The organism is Candidatus Bathyarchaeia archaeon, assembly GCA_041447175.1.
GTDB lineage: Archaea > Thermoproteota > Bathyarchaeia > Bathyarchaeales > Bathycorpusculaceae > JADGNF01.
Window position 1 is genome coordinate 1,501,136 of the sequence record CP166960.1, and the last position, 14,551, is coordinate 1,515,686.

A 14,551-nucleotide genomic window follows, 5' to 3' on the forward strand; every position below is an offset into this window, starting at 1 on the left:
GTTCACGGAAGGTTACAGCGCGTTTCGTTTTCGAATCAGAAACACCGCAACTAAGACAATCGCAACAACGACAACCACAATGACTGCCCATAACCAAGCAGGTGTTGAAGGCTGCTCTTCAGGTGTGGGGCTCGGTTGGGGTGTTTCTACCGGCGAAGCGGTTGGAGTAGGAGTAACGGTGCTAGATGGCGTTGGAGTCGGAGTTGGGGCAATGGTTTGTGTTGGAGAGGGCGAAGCGGTTGGAGTGGGCTTAGTTGTTGGGGTTGGAGTGGATGTTGGGTGGACTGTTGGGGTTGGAGTTGGTGCAACCGTTGGAGTGGGAGTTGCTGTCGGGGTAGGGGTTGGAGTTGGAGTTGCGGTTGGAGTTGCCGTGGGTGTTGGAGAAGGAGATGGCGAAACCGTTGCAGTATTGCCGATTGCGAATAGTGGGTCAGTTGTGCTTGACAATGTAATCGTTAAAGTTTGTGCAACAGGGTCATCAGTTGTGGGTAAGGCGACAAAGGAGTTGTTTGAGGGGATATACTTGTAAATCACGTAGGGTCGGGTTATGTTTTGAAGGCTTAGGTCAGTTTCGTTATAATGGAAGATAACATTGGCACTAACGAAGTCGCTTGGTTCGAAGTAAAAAGCAATTGCTATGAAGTTTGTTAAAGTTACACCTGGAGGCGTGTTACCCGTCGGTTGAGGATTTCCTGAATACACTGTTGAAGTTACAGTCCCAAAAGTGCCAGGTTTACCGGTTATGTTGAATGACACTCCTGTGGTTTGGTTAACGAATGTTGATGTCGCGCCAGGAGGGATACCTACAGGAGTACTTTCATGTGCAGTGTAATCTGAACTGGCACAGGCAAGGTTTGTCATCATCAAAGCTAACGTTAAAACTGAGATGCTCAATGCAACTTTTTTCAAGTTATTCATAGGTTGAAAGTCCCCAATAGCTCATAGTTGTATTGATGGATATTTAACAATTTCGATTTTATCAACTCCCACTACTGACGATATACTCTATTTTTAAAAAATAGGACTACAAAACAATCAAATTTGAGGCAAAACGCAAAGCATTACACAAAAGAATCAACACTGAAACCACCAAAACCAGAGCCCCCGCAGAAAACCGTTTTTTGCACATATCGTCTTTGCGAACAATCACATGCATCAACCAGGACAGACCTAAACTTGAGAAGACCACCAGAGGCATGGCAAAAAGGAACTTGTGGTAAGCAAACTCGCTGCCTGTGAACAAGATAGCTAAGCTTGAAACAAAGACCCAGGATGTGAGCAGTGAAGACATTTCTGATTTACTTCTGAGGACAACAAAGAATCCGACGATAGAGAGAAAAACGATAAGAACACAGCCAAAAGCGCCGCCTAAATAAAAGTCTGCAGTGACTTTCAGACTGTTCCAAAGAAAACTCAGATTTGGAAAAGTCAGGTCTCTTGCTACAGTATCGTAAACTATGGTTACGGACGAGGTTACTGTTAAAAGGCGCCTGAAAAAATCGAAGATTACGCTTAACAGAAAACTCGAGAAAACAAGCAACAGCTTAGTTTTAAAACTTGTCCACAAACCAGCATCGGAGGAAGCCAAACGCCACTGCATAAACAGGAAAGCCAGCATGGAAAGGGCAAGAATGAACCAAGCCCAGGGGTACGCAAAAACTATTAGAACTGCCACTGCCGCTAATGAAGAAAAGCCTAAAAGGAAATTTTTCCGTTGCGCCCAGATGAAAACAATGTAATAGAGATAAACCAGAAGTAAGCCAAGCATATTGGCGAAGTAGCCTGAAAAAATCAGTCCCAAAGCTTGAATTGATAGGGGCGCCAGCAAAACTGCGTAAACTGCAGTTTCGCGTGGACCGCCCACCAATTTTGTAACGAAAAAGCAGAAAACAGCAAACACTGGAATCAGTAGAGCAGCAAACAACTGCACTAAGTCCAAAGAGGGAATGACTGCAGACAAGAAGTATAGCAGTATCAAGAAAAATGAGCGGTCACTGGCGAAAGCTAAAGACATTGCACCGCTAAAGCCGGCGGCATGCAGGTCCTGAAGCCATTGATAGTAGAATGGGGCGTCGGTACTCACAAGCCTATATGTTGGGTTAATCCAAGGCAAAACCGTAACTAAAACCAGAACCGAAGAAATGACGAAAGATAATGCAAAAGCGAGAAACAGGAAAAAACGGCCATTAGTAAAACTGGAATTTTCTTTCGGGTCAAGGTCAAAGGAGCCCACGAAATCAAGATGCCTTCGAGAAAGAGGTCTTTGAAGCCAAGTAGCTGCTTTTGATAGAAGACCTACTTTTATGAATATGCCTGTGAGACCTAAGAAAACAAGAATCAGATAAGCCAAGGGTAGAAGGGGCGAGAGCAGGTTCGCGAAGCTGAGGTCTAAAAGAACTAAGTGACGTGTTGCAGCCATTGCAGGGGGACTTAAAGTTGAAGCAGTTGGGCTGATGAGAACCAGTGTGGAGACCAAGGAACCAGCTTGCACGAACAGCAACAAGAAAGCAAAACACAAAAGTAAGTCGCGTATAGCCGATAACGGAGAAAGTTCAAGTACCCACCGAAAACTGACGGCGAATAAAGCGACGGATATGCTGGCTATAGCCAGAAACAAAGAAACATCGAATCCGAAAAAGACTAAACAAACCGAAAAAAGGGGAACAAGCAGCAAAAACAGACGCTTTTGTTTAGTAGGTCTTTTTTGGTGGAAACGGTATAAAACATAAGCAAGTACAACGAGAACAGCTGTCAGCCAGATTAAGGCATCCAGATTTTGGGACAGAAACACTTTGCTTACAGTTTGTTGAAGCATGCCTCCGCCGACAAGAGAAAAGAAGGTTACGCCCAAACTGTTCGCAATAAACAATGCAGAGTACATGAGTGACAGCGTTAAAGCCAGTTTTGCAGCCCAGGACAACAGTTTGGTTAGCGCCATAACAGGGTAGGCTCCTTGTTACGTGTTGTAATTTTTGAGGGAGATTCGGGTGGTTACAAACCCTAATGTGGCGCACATGCTTTTTACTGTAAAAAGCAGGCAAAAACCCAAAAACAGTTTAACAGACCGTCCAGGGGTTCGCATAACCTCTAACAAGGTACGCAAAGTTAGGTTGGCGGTCAGAAGGTGAGGGGTTCTGTTTTTGGTTTTTGAAAACGCAACTACCGACTGCCCATACATGAGGTACTTAACTGTTATAGCCTTCAGCGAGCCGCTTTCACAGTGAAAAACCTGGCTGCTACACCAACCTTCCTTGACGCCTGCAGCTTTGAGCCTTTGATGTAGCTCTTGGTCTTCCCAAAAACGTAACTCACTTTTGAAAGCTGAAACGCTCAACAGCGCATCTCGTTTGAAAAATCTTGGGATTCCACCTGTTTGGCCCCAAGCTTTGACCATTCTGTTCTTCCAAAAGGCTGAACAGTGGCCCCAAAAAGTTTCCCACACAAAAACCTCTGGAATTTTGACTGCTTCAACGCTGCTGGAATTGCAGGTTTGGATGCATTTCTCGACAGCGTCAGCTTTGAGAAATTGGTCTGAATCTAAAAAGAGCACATAAGGGGCAGTGGATTTAAGAAAGCCAAGGTTTCTTGCAGCAGCGGGGGTTCCTTTATGTGTATGGACTTTGGCATTGAAAGCTTGGGCAACTTGGCGGGTTTTGTCTGTGCTGTAATTGTCGACAACAAGGATTTCGATGCAGATGGATGTTTGTTTGGTTAGTGAGTTTAGGCATCGAGCTAAAGTTTTCTCGGAATTGAAGGTGGAAATCACCACAGTTACGTTTTCTTTAGGTTCAAGCGGGTTTGGCTTCAACTAGCCGCTAACTCCAGATATGCCCGTTCATACGCGTCTGCAATGACACCCCAACTTTCGCCGTGGGCAAACGCTAAGTTCTGAGCGCTCATTTGGGTAGCCAGCTGTTCATCAAACAACACTTTGAGAAGCGCAGTCTCCAATGCTTCAACATCTCCTGAAGGCACCAGTAACGCAGAAGCACCTGCATCCACAAGTTCTCTGATTTCAGGCAAATTCGATGCTACAATAGGCCTACCGTAGCCGCATGCCAAGTGGAAGACACCGCTGGTTCCCGTCGCAGCCAAATACGGTATCGCGACCACATCGGACTGGGTAAAAACTCTCTCGAGATTGGGCTCAGGAACATACCCTAAAAATTCTACATGCTGAGGATGCCCATTGACGTAGGGGTACATGTAATTGGGGTAGTTGGGGTGATTGGTACCTGCTACAACGAGTTTGACATTAGCGCGTTTTTTTTGCAGAGCCTCAAATGCCTGTAACATTATGGGAAGCCCTTTGTATGGTCCCATGTGTCCAAAAAACAGGATTACTTTGTCTGGGGGGTCCACAAAGGAACAGTTGGTGGATACTGTGCCGTGGGGTATGTATTGTATGTTAGTTTTGCCATAGTGGTCCTTTAGGTAATCTGCATATGACTTAACCGTAACCACCACGCGTTGGGCAGTAAGCGCAGATTTGGTGGCGACCAATATGCCCACCTTGTTAAGGAAACTGGGTTTAATGTTAACGTGCTCCAGTTTCACTTTTTCGCCTAAATTGTGCACTTCAACCAAAACTTTGAAACCTAAAAGGCGACTTAAAAAGGTCAAAGAGAAACCAGCAAAGTTTGCAAGGCGACTTTTGCCATAACTCTGGAAGTGGATATTGAAGTGAACCACATCAGGCTTCAACTTCACAATTTGCAAGATTATACCCAGTATTGAAAAGGGGTTGTCAGGTTGCCAAACACGCAGGACCTCAACTTTTGGGTCGTCCTCGGATACTTCATCAAGGTTTGTTTTGTCAGCTAACAAGTAAATTCGGCCAATCGAAGACTTAGCTTTAATGGCGTTCACTAAGTTTTTGGCGTATTCACTTAAACGGGCACGATTAGGAGGGTAGGAGGAAACTAAACAAACACGCAGCGGGGAGGACTTCAAAAGGGAGACATTTGAAGGGTGATCTGTTTTGACGAAGCCACCTTTTACGGTTTTTTGCCAGACTTTACGTCGTCGGAAAATGAATTGAATAAAAGCCCATAACGCGATAAACATCTGCATGAACCAATAGCCGTAAACAAATGGAACCCAAATTATGTTTTTGAGTTTGACGGGCTTTTCAAAAAACGCCATTGAAGCGCCCAGCGAAATCAGGGTAACCGATGTTAGTAAGATGACAAGATTTGTGGAAAACGGAAAGATAACACCCTCAGAGGGAAAAAACATACTGAGTGCCCAATTGATGTAACTGGCAAAACAAACAATCATGATGAAAGGCCCGATGAGGGAAAGTTCCGCGTCGATTACTCGGCGATTGATATTGTCTAGTAGACTTCCGTATTTGAGGGATGCTTCCATGTACCCTCTATACCAACGGGTACGCTGAGTAATCAACCCTCTTAAAGAGAAAGGGGTCTCTTGACCCGAAGAAACTTCAGGGGCAAACTTTACACAACGACCATGTTTAACTAACTTTAGGGAAAGCTCAACATCTTCAGCCAGAGCTGATTCTTCCCAACCATCCATTTCTTCGAGAACGCTTCTTCTGATGAATTGACAGCTACCGGTAAAGGCAACAAAAAGCCCAAGTTTCTCCCTACCATGAAGTAGACCTTGAAACCAAGCTTTGTCTTCAGCGGCAGCTACGCGGGTTAACATGTTCTGGCTTTCATTCAGCGATACTGAGCTTCCCTGAACTGCTGAAACAGTGGGGTCCGAAAAGTAGGATGCGAGTCTTTGTAAAACATCTGGCTGGGGAACACTGTCAGCATCAAAAACGCCAATTATCTCGCCGGTCGCTTGAGCAAAAGCTAAATTCAAAGCGGCAGGTTTACCTTTTGAAGCTGTTTCACAGAGAAGCTTAACACTGTCGGGATAATGATTGGAGAAATCAAGACAGATGTTTTGGGTATCATCTTTAGAAGTACCTGCAACCACAAGTATTTCCATTTTGTCTTTAGGATAATTTAGTTTCGTTAAAGCATTTAGACATCGATGAATAACCGCGGCTTCGTCTTTGGCGGGCACGATTAAAGAAAATTTTGGCAGATTTTGTTCATCGATGGAACTATGGGAAAGTTTTGTCTGTTTTTCATGTCTGATTCCGGCAAAGATTATTCGAGCATGATAAATTGCCCAAATCAGCATTACAGCGAGTAAAATTGATGAAACTATCCCAAAAACGTTCATGTAGCCACTTCATCGACCTTTACTTCATTTTTTTCCAACACTGTAACGCCCACCAACAATTAGTAGGAAAGTGAAGCATACACAAACGCTACTATTAGCCACCTCAACTGTGATTGACGTATCTGCGAACGTCTGTGCATGTAAATCATTTTGTCCCCATGAACTAATCCGCTCGTTTGTCTTTTATAGTTTATCTTGTGATGACACACACCTACTGGGCATTCGCCAACAAGTCGAAAGAAGAACCACGCAAAACAGAGGTTGCAGACCATCAAAAAAGAGAAGAATAAACGTCAACAAATTTTTCTGAAAAATAATCCTCATAAAAAATGTCAAAAATTAATAAGATGTATCAAATCCAATTCAGGGTTGTTTCATGAACACAACGAACTCTTCAAGGCTTCTGGGCTGCAAAACGTAATTCGAGCGGCGTTCCTCGCCGATTGTTGAGGAGGGTCTTGACCCGTAGTCATGTCCAGGATACACCTCAACACAATCACTTAGTCTCAGAAGCTTTTTGAAAAGACTGTCGTAGAGGCTTCGGCTGCTACCTCCGGGAAGGTCTGTTCTGCCACACTCCCCCACAAACAGCGTATCGCCAGTTAAGAGTTTCCTTCCGTCCACAAGAAGACAAATGCCATCTGCGCTATGCCCAGGAGTGTAAATCACTTTGATGTCGATAGCCCCAACTTTGAGCACATCACCCTCATCCACTGCTACATCAAATTTTGTTCCAGATAGTCTGTGAGCCACGATTTGCCCACCAAAAACCGATTTTAACGCAAGGTTCCCAGCGGTGTGGTCAAGATGTTCATGCGTACTAACTATGTATTTAAGCGCGTAACCACCGCTTTTGAGAGTTTGCAGGATTTTGTCTGTGTTAAAACTTGAATCCACCACTGCCGACTCCCTTGAAAGTTCATCGGCAATTATGTAAGAGAAGTTGTCGCTGTGCTGACTGATTTGTTCAAAGAACATCCTTAAACCCAAGGTTAATGCATTCAGGGGGAGTTGAAATAAGTTTTCTTTCAAAATGCCTTTTAATTAGCTTCTGACAATTGAGGTCCATTGTTTTTATTTAACTCTGGTGTGCTGACCGGTTTCGGAGCTGCACACATATTTACACGTCGAAACGTGCCATCGTGGTTTTTTTGAGATTGTATGCCTCTGATTATGCAGACTGCGTCAATAAGCACAAGACACCAAATCATTACAACTTCAACAGTAATGACGATTAGGGAGGGTTCATAAAGGGAAGTGGTGTGAGATGCGCCCCCAAAAAGCAGCATTTGGGTAAAGATTACACTAAAAAAAGCATGCATCCCAGATTTGCCGCCAAAAGAAGCAGGGTTTGTGTTTTCAAGTATTACCCTCTGAGAATAATAGACCCAAGCTCTGCTTGCCACACCTATTAACTTCAATTTATGGGTCGAGAGATGATGGAAAAAAGGGCATATAAGTCTGTGTTGTTCACGAATTGTGACAACCTAATGTTCAAACCAAGAGATACAACTGTACAGGTACAGTAAAGCTATACCAATTTTTGGCTTAAAATAATCAACTCGACAACAGAAACCACAGTTTTTTGTAACAAACAAAAAAATGAAAAACTAAAAGTTTATAGACTATTTGTCATTATCAGTTATTTGGTGTTCTTAATGGAAAGTCAAAATACAGTGGCAAAATCTTTAGAAAGAACCTCTGAAACGATAAGTGAAACAATTTTGGCAGTCATGGATAAACTTGCAGGAAAACAATCAGACCTCAAACTGAGTTTCCAGGATTTGACATTAGAAGTCGGCGTGGTAAAAGCAAAAGTAAACGGCGCCGTCGTCTTAGACGTAGTCTATTCAAAGGGAACCGAAGAACAGGCGCCATAAGGTAGGCGAGATACAGTTGGCCGAATTAATAGGTCAACTTGTGAAGTCAGGCAAAGTCACTGTCTCCACCAACAACACTGAAGAACTGGAAATCAACATAGAAAACAAACGAATTGATGTTGAAGCCATCCACAAAGACTTTCTTAAAGAAATACTCTCAGCGATTCGGCAATCAAACAAGACAGAGGATTCAGAGGAAGGCAAGAAGACAAGATTTGGCGGAATCAAAACAGTTTCAAATACGCTTGATGCCGCGAAGGATATCGCTGAAGATCTATGCAAGGCAGGCGTCACGGTAACGCTTTCCTACAAGGGCGATACGGTTGTTACTTTGGGTGCTGATGCCAGCTCTAAAATTTTGAAGTTCGCCACAGGATCCAAAGCCATAGAAATCAACAGCCCCAGAAAACTGATAGAACTGGGCATTTGACACACCCTTTCTTTGCTGAATTCTTTCATTAACCGTTAATTTAGCTTATCTTGAAATCAGCATTCATCGTTTTTCTTAACACCCTAAAGCAACCTACAAACCAGTTTGGAAGGGACATAAAAACCAAAAGGTGGGTGGCGGGTCCGACGGTTATCAGACGACTGGTAACGCATTTATACTGACGCCTCCTTGTCGATCAGCTGTTTTAGCTGTTGGCTGAGAACTTTTAGCTGGCGTCTTTGCAAGTCTTCTGGACCTATACAGGTTACTGCGCCTTCGGCTAGTGCATCTCGGGTTAGCATTTGTTCAGGATTCATTCCCCAAGCGCGTATTATTTCTTTTAGGGCTTCGACTTTGCTGACTTGTTGTTTTGGTTTTATGCATAATCCTGATGCAGCATAGACGTTGCGTAGTTTGTCGATTCCAATGCTTTGTATGTCGTGGTAGGTATCGACTGTATGTCCCATCATGTAGTCAACGTAGTCAGGTTGAACACCTAAAGCGAGCAGTTGGGTTTTGAAGTATTTTCGTAGGCTGTGGACTCTTAGGTCGTACATTCGTCCGTTTCGTTGCTTTATCAGGTTTGCTTTGAGGTAGAGTCGGTGGACTAGGTAGCGGATTTGTTTTGAGGATATGTTTCTTGTTTTGCTCTCAGTTGAGTCTCGAATTAGCGGTGATTGGTCGGTTAGGTTTTCAGGCGGGTTTTTTTCTGTTCCTTTTTTGCGTTGGTCTATGTAGAGTTTTAGGTATTGGGCTGCTTCTGCGCCGAGGAACGTGTCGTAGTCGTGGTATTTGCCTTTGGTGATGTCTGCTTCGATGTGGACGTGGATTGGGGTTATGTTGTTTTCTAAGTCGTCGCGGACGTGTCGGTATTGGAGTTTTGATAGGGTGTCTTCTCGGAAGGCGCCTAAGGCTAAGCATGTGACTATTACTTTATCGCGTAGGTTGGCGATTTCCAAGAGTTTGTCGAGTTCTTCAGGTTTTGGCGCTCGGTCTTTGTAGGTTACTCTTCGGCTGAGGGGTTCGGCGAGGTCGATTTTGGCGCCGTTTATTCGGTAGAAGGTTTTGACGCTTTTGATGTAGTTGTTGACTGGTCCAGGTTTTATTCCGTCGTCTTGAAGTGAGGCTAAGTAGTCGTTGATGTAGCCTGTGTGGTTTTGGACTCGTGCTGGGTCTGGGATGTTGCCGACTGGTTTTATGTCTTGGATTATTAGGTCGGGGCTGTAGCCGAGCCAGATTGAGTATTTTCTGATTTGCACGGTGTATGTGCAGCAGGTGTTGGGTGATCCTGAGCAGTGGCGAAGCAGGTGACGTGCTACTTTGAGCACGCTTTGATTGTCGAAGACAAACGGTATAAGCGATGGTCGGTCAGAGAGAAAAGCGTTGAGAACGTATTCGACGAGTCCTCGTTCTTTGGCGGCTAAAACTTTTTCTAAGCTAACTGTTACGGGTTCTTTTAGTTTCCATCCGCGTTTGCTGTATTCAAAAGTGACTGTGTTGCCTTGGATTGTCATCTGTACTGGCAGGTTTTTTAGCTCTTCTAAGGACAGCTTCTGGTTTCTGATGATTATAGGGGAGGCAATGGCTTTTGTTATGACTTCAGCGGTCATTTGCCGTTGCTCCTTTTCTTTGAGTTTTTCGCTCCGATGGTCGGAACGCATACTCACCTTCTACTTTAGGCTGTTTGCAATTTAAATTCAACTCAAAACTCGACGATAGCTTTCGTAGCTCCAAGATATCCGATTTTAACAAGACAAGACCTGAAGCTTTAGGGTCGCCACCATGCAAAGTGGGCGGTTCAGCATCTCTATCCCAGGCTAAAACAAGGTACAAATCGCAATCGTAGATCAGCCAACCCACTGCTTCTCTTGTTTGAGGTTTCATGGCTATGGCAGAACTTCGATTATACAAGACATGGTCAAGATAACGGACAAAAATTAGCTTCATGAATAATTCGGGTGAACTTGGAGATTTTGTTATGTTTAACGTAAGTTCAGCCACTTCCTCTCACCATTTTTTTATTTGAAGAATTTTTCTCCTCGGATGCGTTGGCTAATTTGGATGTAGCGATGGTTTTTGCAGAAATCCAAAATTTTAGTTAAGCGCGGGTCATCAGCTCGCTTGAACTGTTTTATGAAGCCAACCCTTCCTGTTTGCACCCGGACTTCGAATGTTCCGTCAACGCCGAGTATCTGGTAGAAGCCTCGTTTTTCCCCAGCATATTCTTCAAGAACCACCCAGTCCTCGACAAGATTAACCAAGCAGTTTTCACCTTGACCAACTCTCAGGCTCACCATAAAAAGTATCTGCCCCCGCAAAGTGCTCATCACTTTGAAGGGCACCGCAAAGTGACGTATCTTTTAAAGACATATCGAAAGTGCTTCGATGAGCATTTGCAGGTTGGTTTCTGGGGCTGTTAGGAGAAAACAGTTCAGGTCTTTTTTGCTCAAGACAAGCGCTGCTTGTGCTCTAAAGCTCAGTTTATAGAGTGGGGAGAGAAAATGGGCTTTTGCCGGTTTTATTCCCTCCTTCTTTAACCAGCCTTGTTGGCAGAGTGCTTTTACTCGTCTATCGACGCATTGCCGTTTAGTGTGCCTGTATCCTTTGATGCCTCTGATTTTCAAGTATACGTCATAGCTCGTCAGGAGCTTATTTGATGAGAGAATTAGGAAGATGATGAAGTTCAGTTTGGCTTGTCGACCACTGAACACTGATAGCTCTGTGCCCTTGCATCGCTTCCGTGCCACAGATGTCTACTCCCCCGACGGATAAGGGAGCAAAAGAGGCGTGGAACTTTGGCATGCCACCATTGCCGTTCAGAGGCACGCCTCTCCTTTCCCATAGAAGCAAAATGGGGAGTATGTTGGCTGCACCATGTTTAGCGCATAGTGAAGTTTTATAGGGCCTAAAAAAGGGAGATTGTTCGGAACAGTCAGACTCGGCATTTTTCCTTTTTTATGCAGTAAACGCTCGCCTATTCTTGCTGCTAGACCTGCGATTATTCTAAACAGTCCTATGAATAGCGTGACGGCATTCCCAATTGGAGGTGGCTGGTAATATGTAGATTATTAGACATGAGCAAAATACCACAGTTTTCTTCGTTCTTCTTCTTTTTTCAAGAGCGTGTTTTCTTTTTTCGGATGCACTTTTGTTGTTTTTGTGGGGTACTCTATCTCTTCATTTGTCCCACTTGTTTCAAAAATGTATTCTTCATCACTGCAGATATTTTCGTTAGTGGCTTTGTTATCTTCTATTGACAGATTTTTAGATGCCTCTTTCTCTTTGTTCCCTCCTTGTGAACGATTTTTCCGCTCGGCTGAATCTGCCAGTGGGTACATAGTATTTCCCTCGAAGAATTTCTCATACAGGGCATGTTTACCTAAAAATGTTATTTATTTTTCACTCACCTATCGTGAGTGCACATTAAATACGTCTATACGAATTTTAGTAAAATTCACATGTCAGGAATAATTAAGCCATGACTAATCAATCAAAGGATGACATACTTACAAAAAAGGTATTTGATTTCCTTTCCAGCAAAAAGGGGTCCAGCTAAAAAGGGTTTAAGGGGACGCGCGGTACTGGAGACTTTTAGGGGAAGCAGCAATACAACGAGCTATTGTTATAGAAAAAAAGATAAAGAATTAAAACGGAAATGAATGCATGATCAATCTAGCTCTTGTCTCGGTAGACGCTATTTCAGCAATACTCTGCTTTGTTCTGCTAAGGTTCATGATAAAACCCTATCGCACTACCGGTGAGGGACGATATCTCGGTTTGCCTCTGGGCTTTGGCCTTTTAGGCATATCGTACATCCTCATGGGGACAAGCGTGTATTTTGGGTCATTTCTTTTTGCGGACGATATTAAATGGTTCCAGATTTTAACGCAAGCCTATGCCTTTGCTTTTCTGGCGGCAACCTACTATTTTTCAAAGAAACCTACCAAAAACATGCGCTTATGGTGGGACACCACTTATGTAGCCTTGTTTTTTGCTATACTATTTTCATATTTGATTGTGGGTGTACCTCCAATGTTTGAATTGCCTAGCTACCAAATGGCAGACAACGCCCTTCGGCTTTTCAACATTATTTTTCTTGCATACATCTCTATCCACACCCTAAGAAGTCATGTGTCAAATCCTAATCCTAAAACGATATGGATTCCTTTTGCATACCTACTGCTAGGTTTTGGTCAATACTCTTTGTTAATTTGGTCGATTGACTCAAGCTTCTCAGCATACATTGGTGCTTATGTCCTTCGTCTGGTAAGTTTGCTTATTTTCCTTTTCGTTGCCTATCGAACTTTCTATGTCTCGGTTAAGAAGGGAGGTTTAGATGAAAAAGCTCCCGCGTAGAGACAAAATGAAGATTTATGGGGATTTACTTTCAATACTTAGTGAAACGAATACCGAAAAGGTTGTTCTTACGCGTATTCAGTTAAGAATAAACGTTCCTTTTGATAGGCTGAAAAGCTATATCTCTGAATTAAGGGAACTAGGTTTAATTCAAGATGAGACCTCACTGAAATTGACGAATAAGGGTAAACAATACCTTAGAGAGTACGAGGCTGTTCTTGATTTTATGAACCGCATGGGTTTAACATACCGATAGAAAACAGCAGAAACGAGTTTGCTTTAAGAAACTGAAATTTTATTTTACTCACCTATCGTGAGTGTGCATTAAATACCCATAATCAGGTACTCTTCTTGAATTAATTATGTCTTGGTATACTGTACTAGTCCTTTGTGCTGGAATCGCCATAGTGGTTTATGGCGCAGATGAAGCCATAAAGCGACTTACGAGTCTGTCAAAGTTCTTTCGGCTTTCCGCCTTCGTCACTGGTGTAGTAATAGCAGGCACACTCGCAGTTCTTCCTGAACTATCCATCGGTATCCTATCCGCTCTTGACGGAACATCCACCTTCGGTTTAGGCATTATTCTTGGGGCAAACGTTGCCGATTTGACGTTAGTCCTTGGAATTGTGGTGTTGCTTGCAGGAAACCAAAAAATGACTTCAGGTATGATAAAGAATTTGAAGATTTCTTTTTTTGCAGTTCTTCTTTTCCAGTATTCTTGCTCTTGGACGGAGAAATTTCCGGTACAGACGGACTCATTCTGGTGGGTGGTTTCGTCGTCTATGTTGTTTGGTTACTTATAACTGGGCACAAAGAAAAAGGCGTAGCCGAGAGCATGCGCTTTTCAAAAAGAGTAGTTCGATTGGGCATTACCGTTTTTCTCTTAATTATTGGGATAACAGTATTGTTCATTGGCAGCGAGCTAGTAACTCAATCCGCGCAGGAGTTAAGTTCAGTCTTTGGTTTGCCCTTGTTTTTGATGGGGCTTGTTGTTGCTATTGGAACCTGCTTGCCTGAGATGGCGTTTGCCGTTCGCGCGGCTGAAGCAAAGGATGGCGAGATTGGCATAGGCAACATTTTGGGCAATGTTCTTGCAGATTCAATGTTGACAATCGGCATAATTGCGCTTGTACATCCTATCAGAATACCAAACCTGCTTGCCCCATTAACAGCTGGCGTGTTCGTAGCGGCATCAATAATATTTGTGTACTTACGTTCAAGAGACGGGACCATAGATAAGAAAGACGCGATGCTGTTAATCGGCGTTTATGCGCTTTTCGTTATAATTCAGTATTTGATTGAAGCCCTCGGTATTTGATTAACGGTAAAATGAGTAATTGACCAGACAAAAAAATTACGTAAAACATTGGAAAGAAGGTGTCAAAATTAGACCCCCCAAAACTTGAAAACATTACAAAAAATATTGAAGCATGGCTTAAAGCAAACTTTGCGAAAGCTATCGCGCAATCTCCTACCGAGAATGAACGATTCAAATTTAGAAAAATAACAAAAATTACCAGAGTTTGGAAAAGCAAAGATTGCTGGGTTGTGGATGCGTTTGTTGAATATTCCTTCCCAAATCAAAAAACGAAAACATTCACTTTCCAGGTAAACAGTACTGGCGAAGTTTTAGGGTTTGACCTCAATGAGCAGCCTACAAGAATCGTTTCAATTTAGAAACTCT

The 14,551-nt window shown here is 43.3% G+C and carries 17 protein-coding genes; 7 read left to right on the top strand and 10 right to left on the bottom strand.

What is annotated here, in order from left to right:
- Window positions 1-12: 12 nt before the first annotated feature.
- The 5 genes from ACBZ72_07770 to ACBZ72_07790 all read right to left on the bottom strand — a co-directional run bounded on the left by ACBZ72_07770 (window position 13) and on the right by ACBZ72_07790 (window position 7,179).
- Window positions 13-918, bottom strand: a complete 906-nt coding sequence (locus ACBZ72_07770) for a hypothetical protein (protein ID XES76077.1) — start codon at window positions 916-918, stop codon at window positions 13-15.
- Window positions 919-1,024: 106 nt separating this feature from the next.
- The gene (locus tag ACBZ72_07775) at window positions 1,025-2,938 is read right to left on the bottom strand and encodes a hypothetical protein (GenBank protein XES76078.1); all 1,914 of its coding nucleotides are present in this window, start codon (window positions 2,936-2,938) and stop codon (window positions 1,025-1,027) included.
- Window positions 2,939-2,956: 18 nt separating this feature from the next.
- Window positions 2,957-3,808, bottom strand: coding sequence for a glycosyltransferase family 2 protein (locus tag ACBZ72_07780; protein ID XES76079.1), 852 nt, complete (start codon window positions 3,806-3,808; stop codon window positions 2,957-2,959).
- Complete coding sequence (locus ACBZ72_07785) at window positions 3,805-6,201, bottom strand: glycosyltransferase (GenBank protein ID XES76080.1); 2,397 nt, start codon at window positions 6,199-6,201, stop codon at window positions 3,805-3,807. Before ACBZ72_07785 ends, ACBZ72_07780 begins: the two co-directional genes overlap by 4 nt.
- 363 nt (window positions 6,202-6,564) lie before the next feature.
- A complete protein-coding gene (locus tag ACBZ72_07790; protein ID XES76081.1) occupies window positions 6,565-7,179 on the bottom strand; it encodes an MBL fold metallo-hydrolase in 615 nt (204 codons plus the stop codon).
- A gap of 680 nt (window positions 7,180-7,859) precedes the next feature.
- On the opposite strand from ACBZ72_07790, the gene ACBZ72_07795 reads away from it, so the two are divergent.
- Window positions 7,860-8,081: a hypothetical protein gene (locus ACBZ72_07795; protein ID XES76082.1), complete on the top strand. Its 222-nt coding sequence runs from the start codon at window positions 7,860-7,862 to the stop codon at window positions 8,079-8,081.
- Window positions 8,082-8,097: 16 nt separating this feature from the next.
- On the top strand, window positions 8,098-8,511 hold the full coding sequence (locus ACBZ72_07800; GenBank protein ID XES76083.1) for a hypothetical protein: 414 nt from the start codon (window positions 8,098-8,100) through the stop codon (window positions 8,509-8,511).
- A 173-nt stretch (window positions 8,512-8,684) separates the two neighbouring features.
- Here ACBZ72_07800 and ACBZ72_07805 read toward each other — a convergent pair whose 3' ends face one another.
- The 5 genes from ACBZ72_07805 to ACBZ72_07825 form a co-directional block, all read right to left on the bottom strand.
- Window positions 8,685-10,172 carry a tyrosine-type recombinase/integrase gene (locus ACBZ72_07805; GenBank protein ID XES76084.1) on the bottom strand — a complete coding sequence of 496 codons (1,488 nt, stop codon included), beginning with the start codon at window positions 10,170-10,172 and terminating at the stop codon, window positions 8,685-8,687.
- On the bottom strand, window positions 10,111-10,512 hold the full coding sequence (locus ACBZ72_07810) for a hypothetical protein (GenBank protein XES76085.1): 402 nt from the start codon (window positions 10,510-10,512) through the stop codon (window positions 10,111-10,113). The genes ACBZ72_07805 and ACBZ72_07810 overlap by 62 nt, the downstream gene beginning before the upstream one ends.
- 17 nt (window positions 10,513-10,529) lie before the next feature.
- Window positions 10,530-10,772, bottom strand: a complete 243-nt coding sequence (locus ACBZ72_07815) for a hypothetical protein (protein XES76086.1) — start codon at window positions 10,770-10,772, stop codon at window positions 10,530-10,532.
- 99 nt (window positions 10,773-10,871) lie between these two features.
- Window positions 10,872-11,258, bottom strand: coding sequence for a hypothetical protein (locus ACBZ72_07820; protein ID XES76087.1), 387 nt, complete (start codon window positions 11,256-11,258; stop codon window positions 10,872-10,874).
- Window positions 11,259-11,579: 321 nt separating this feature from the next.
- Window positions 11,580-11,849, bottom strand: a complete 270-nt coding sequence (locus ACBZ72_07825; GenBank protein XES76088.1) for a hypothetical protein — start codon at window positions 11,847-11,849, stop codon at window positions 11,580-11,582.
- 493 nt (window positions 11,850-12,342) lie between these two features.
- On the opposite strand from ACBZ72_07825, the gene ACBZ72_07830 reads away from it, so the two are divergent.
- The 5 genes from ACBZ72_07830 (at window position 12,343) to ACBZ72_07850 (ending at window position 14,544) form a co-directional block, all read left to right on the top strand.
- Window positions 12,343-12,867 (top strand): hypothetical protein, encoded by a 525-nt coding sequence (locus ACBZ72_07830; GenBank protein XES76089.1) that lies wholly within the window; start codon window positions 12,343-12,345, stop codon window positions 12,865-12,867.
- Complete coding sequence (locus tag ACBZ72_07835; GenBank protein ID XES76090.1) at window positions 12,848-13,123, top strand: winged helix-turn-helix domain-containing protein; 276 nt, start codon at window positions 12,848-12,850, stop codon at window positions 13,121-13,123. Before ACBZ72_07830 ends, ACBZ72_07835 begins: the two co-directional genes overlap by 20 nt.
- A gap of 106 nt (window positions 13,124-13,229) precedes the next feature.
- Entirely contained in the window at window positions 13,230-13,670 is a 441-nt protein-coding gene (locus tag ACBZ72_07840) for a hypothetical protein (GenBank protein XES76091.1), read from the top strand.
- Between the two features lie 59 nt (window positions 13,671-13,729).
- Window positions 13,730-14,185, top strand: a complete 456-nt coding sequence (locus ACBZ72_07845) for a sodium:calcium antiporter (GenBank protein ID XES76092.1) — start codon at window positions 13,730-13,732, stop codon at window positions 14,183-14,185.
- 59 nt (window positions 14,186-14,244) lie between these two features.
- On the top strand, window positions 14,245-14,544 hold the full coding sequence (locus ACBZ72_07850; GenBank protein ID XES76093.1) for a hypothetical protein: 300 nt from the start codon (window positions 14,245-14,247) through the stop codon (window positions 14,542-14,544).
- Window positions 14,545-14,551: the final 7 nt, after the last annotated feature.

Excerpts from the sequence above, each read along its gene's own strand:
- ACBZ72_07840 (XES76091.1), top strand. The coding sequence starts at position 13,230 with ATGTCTTGGTATACTGTACTAGTCCTTTGTGCTGGAATCGCCATAGTG.
- ACBZ72_07770 (XES76077.1), bottom strand. The coding sequence starts at position 918 with ATGAATAACTTGAAAAAAGTTGCATTGAGCATCTCAGTTTTAACGTTA.
- ACBZ72_07795 (XES76082.1), top strand. The coding sequence starts at position 7,860 with ATGGAAAGTCAAAATACAGTGGCAAAATCTTTAGAAAGAACCTCTGAA.
- ACBZ72_07785 (XES76080.1), bottom strand. The coding sequence starts at position 6,201 with ATGAACGTTTTTGGGATAGTTTCATCAATTTTACTCGCTGTAATGCTG.
- ACBZ72_07825 (XES76088.1), bottom strand. The coding sequence starts at position 11,849 with ATGTACCCACTGGCAGATTCAGCCGAGCGGAAAAATCGTTCACAAGGA.
- ACBZ72_07790 (XES76081.1), bottom strand. The coding sequence starts at position 7,179 with ATGTTCTTTGAACAAATCAGTCAGCACAGCGACAACTTCTCTTACATA.
- ACBZ72_07805 (XES76084.1), bottom strand. The coding sequence starts at position 10,172 with ATGCGTTCCGACCATCGGAGCGAAAAACTCAAAGAAAAGGAGCAACGG.
- ACBZ72_07775 (XES76078.1), bottom strand. The coding sequence starts at position 2,938 with ATGGCGCTAACCAAACTGTTGTCCTGGGCTGCAAAACTGGCTTTAACG.
- ACBZ72_07835 (XES76090.1), top strand. The coding sequence starts at position 12,848 with ATGAAAAAGCTCCCGCGTAGAGACAAAATGAAGATTTATGGGGATTTA.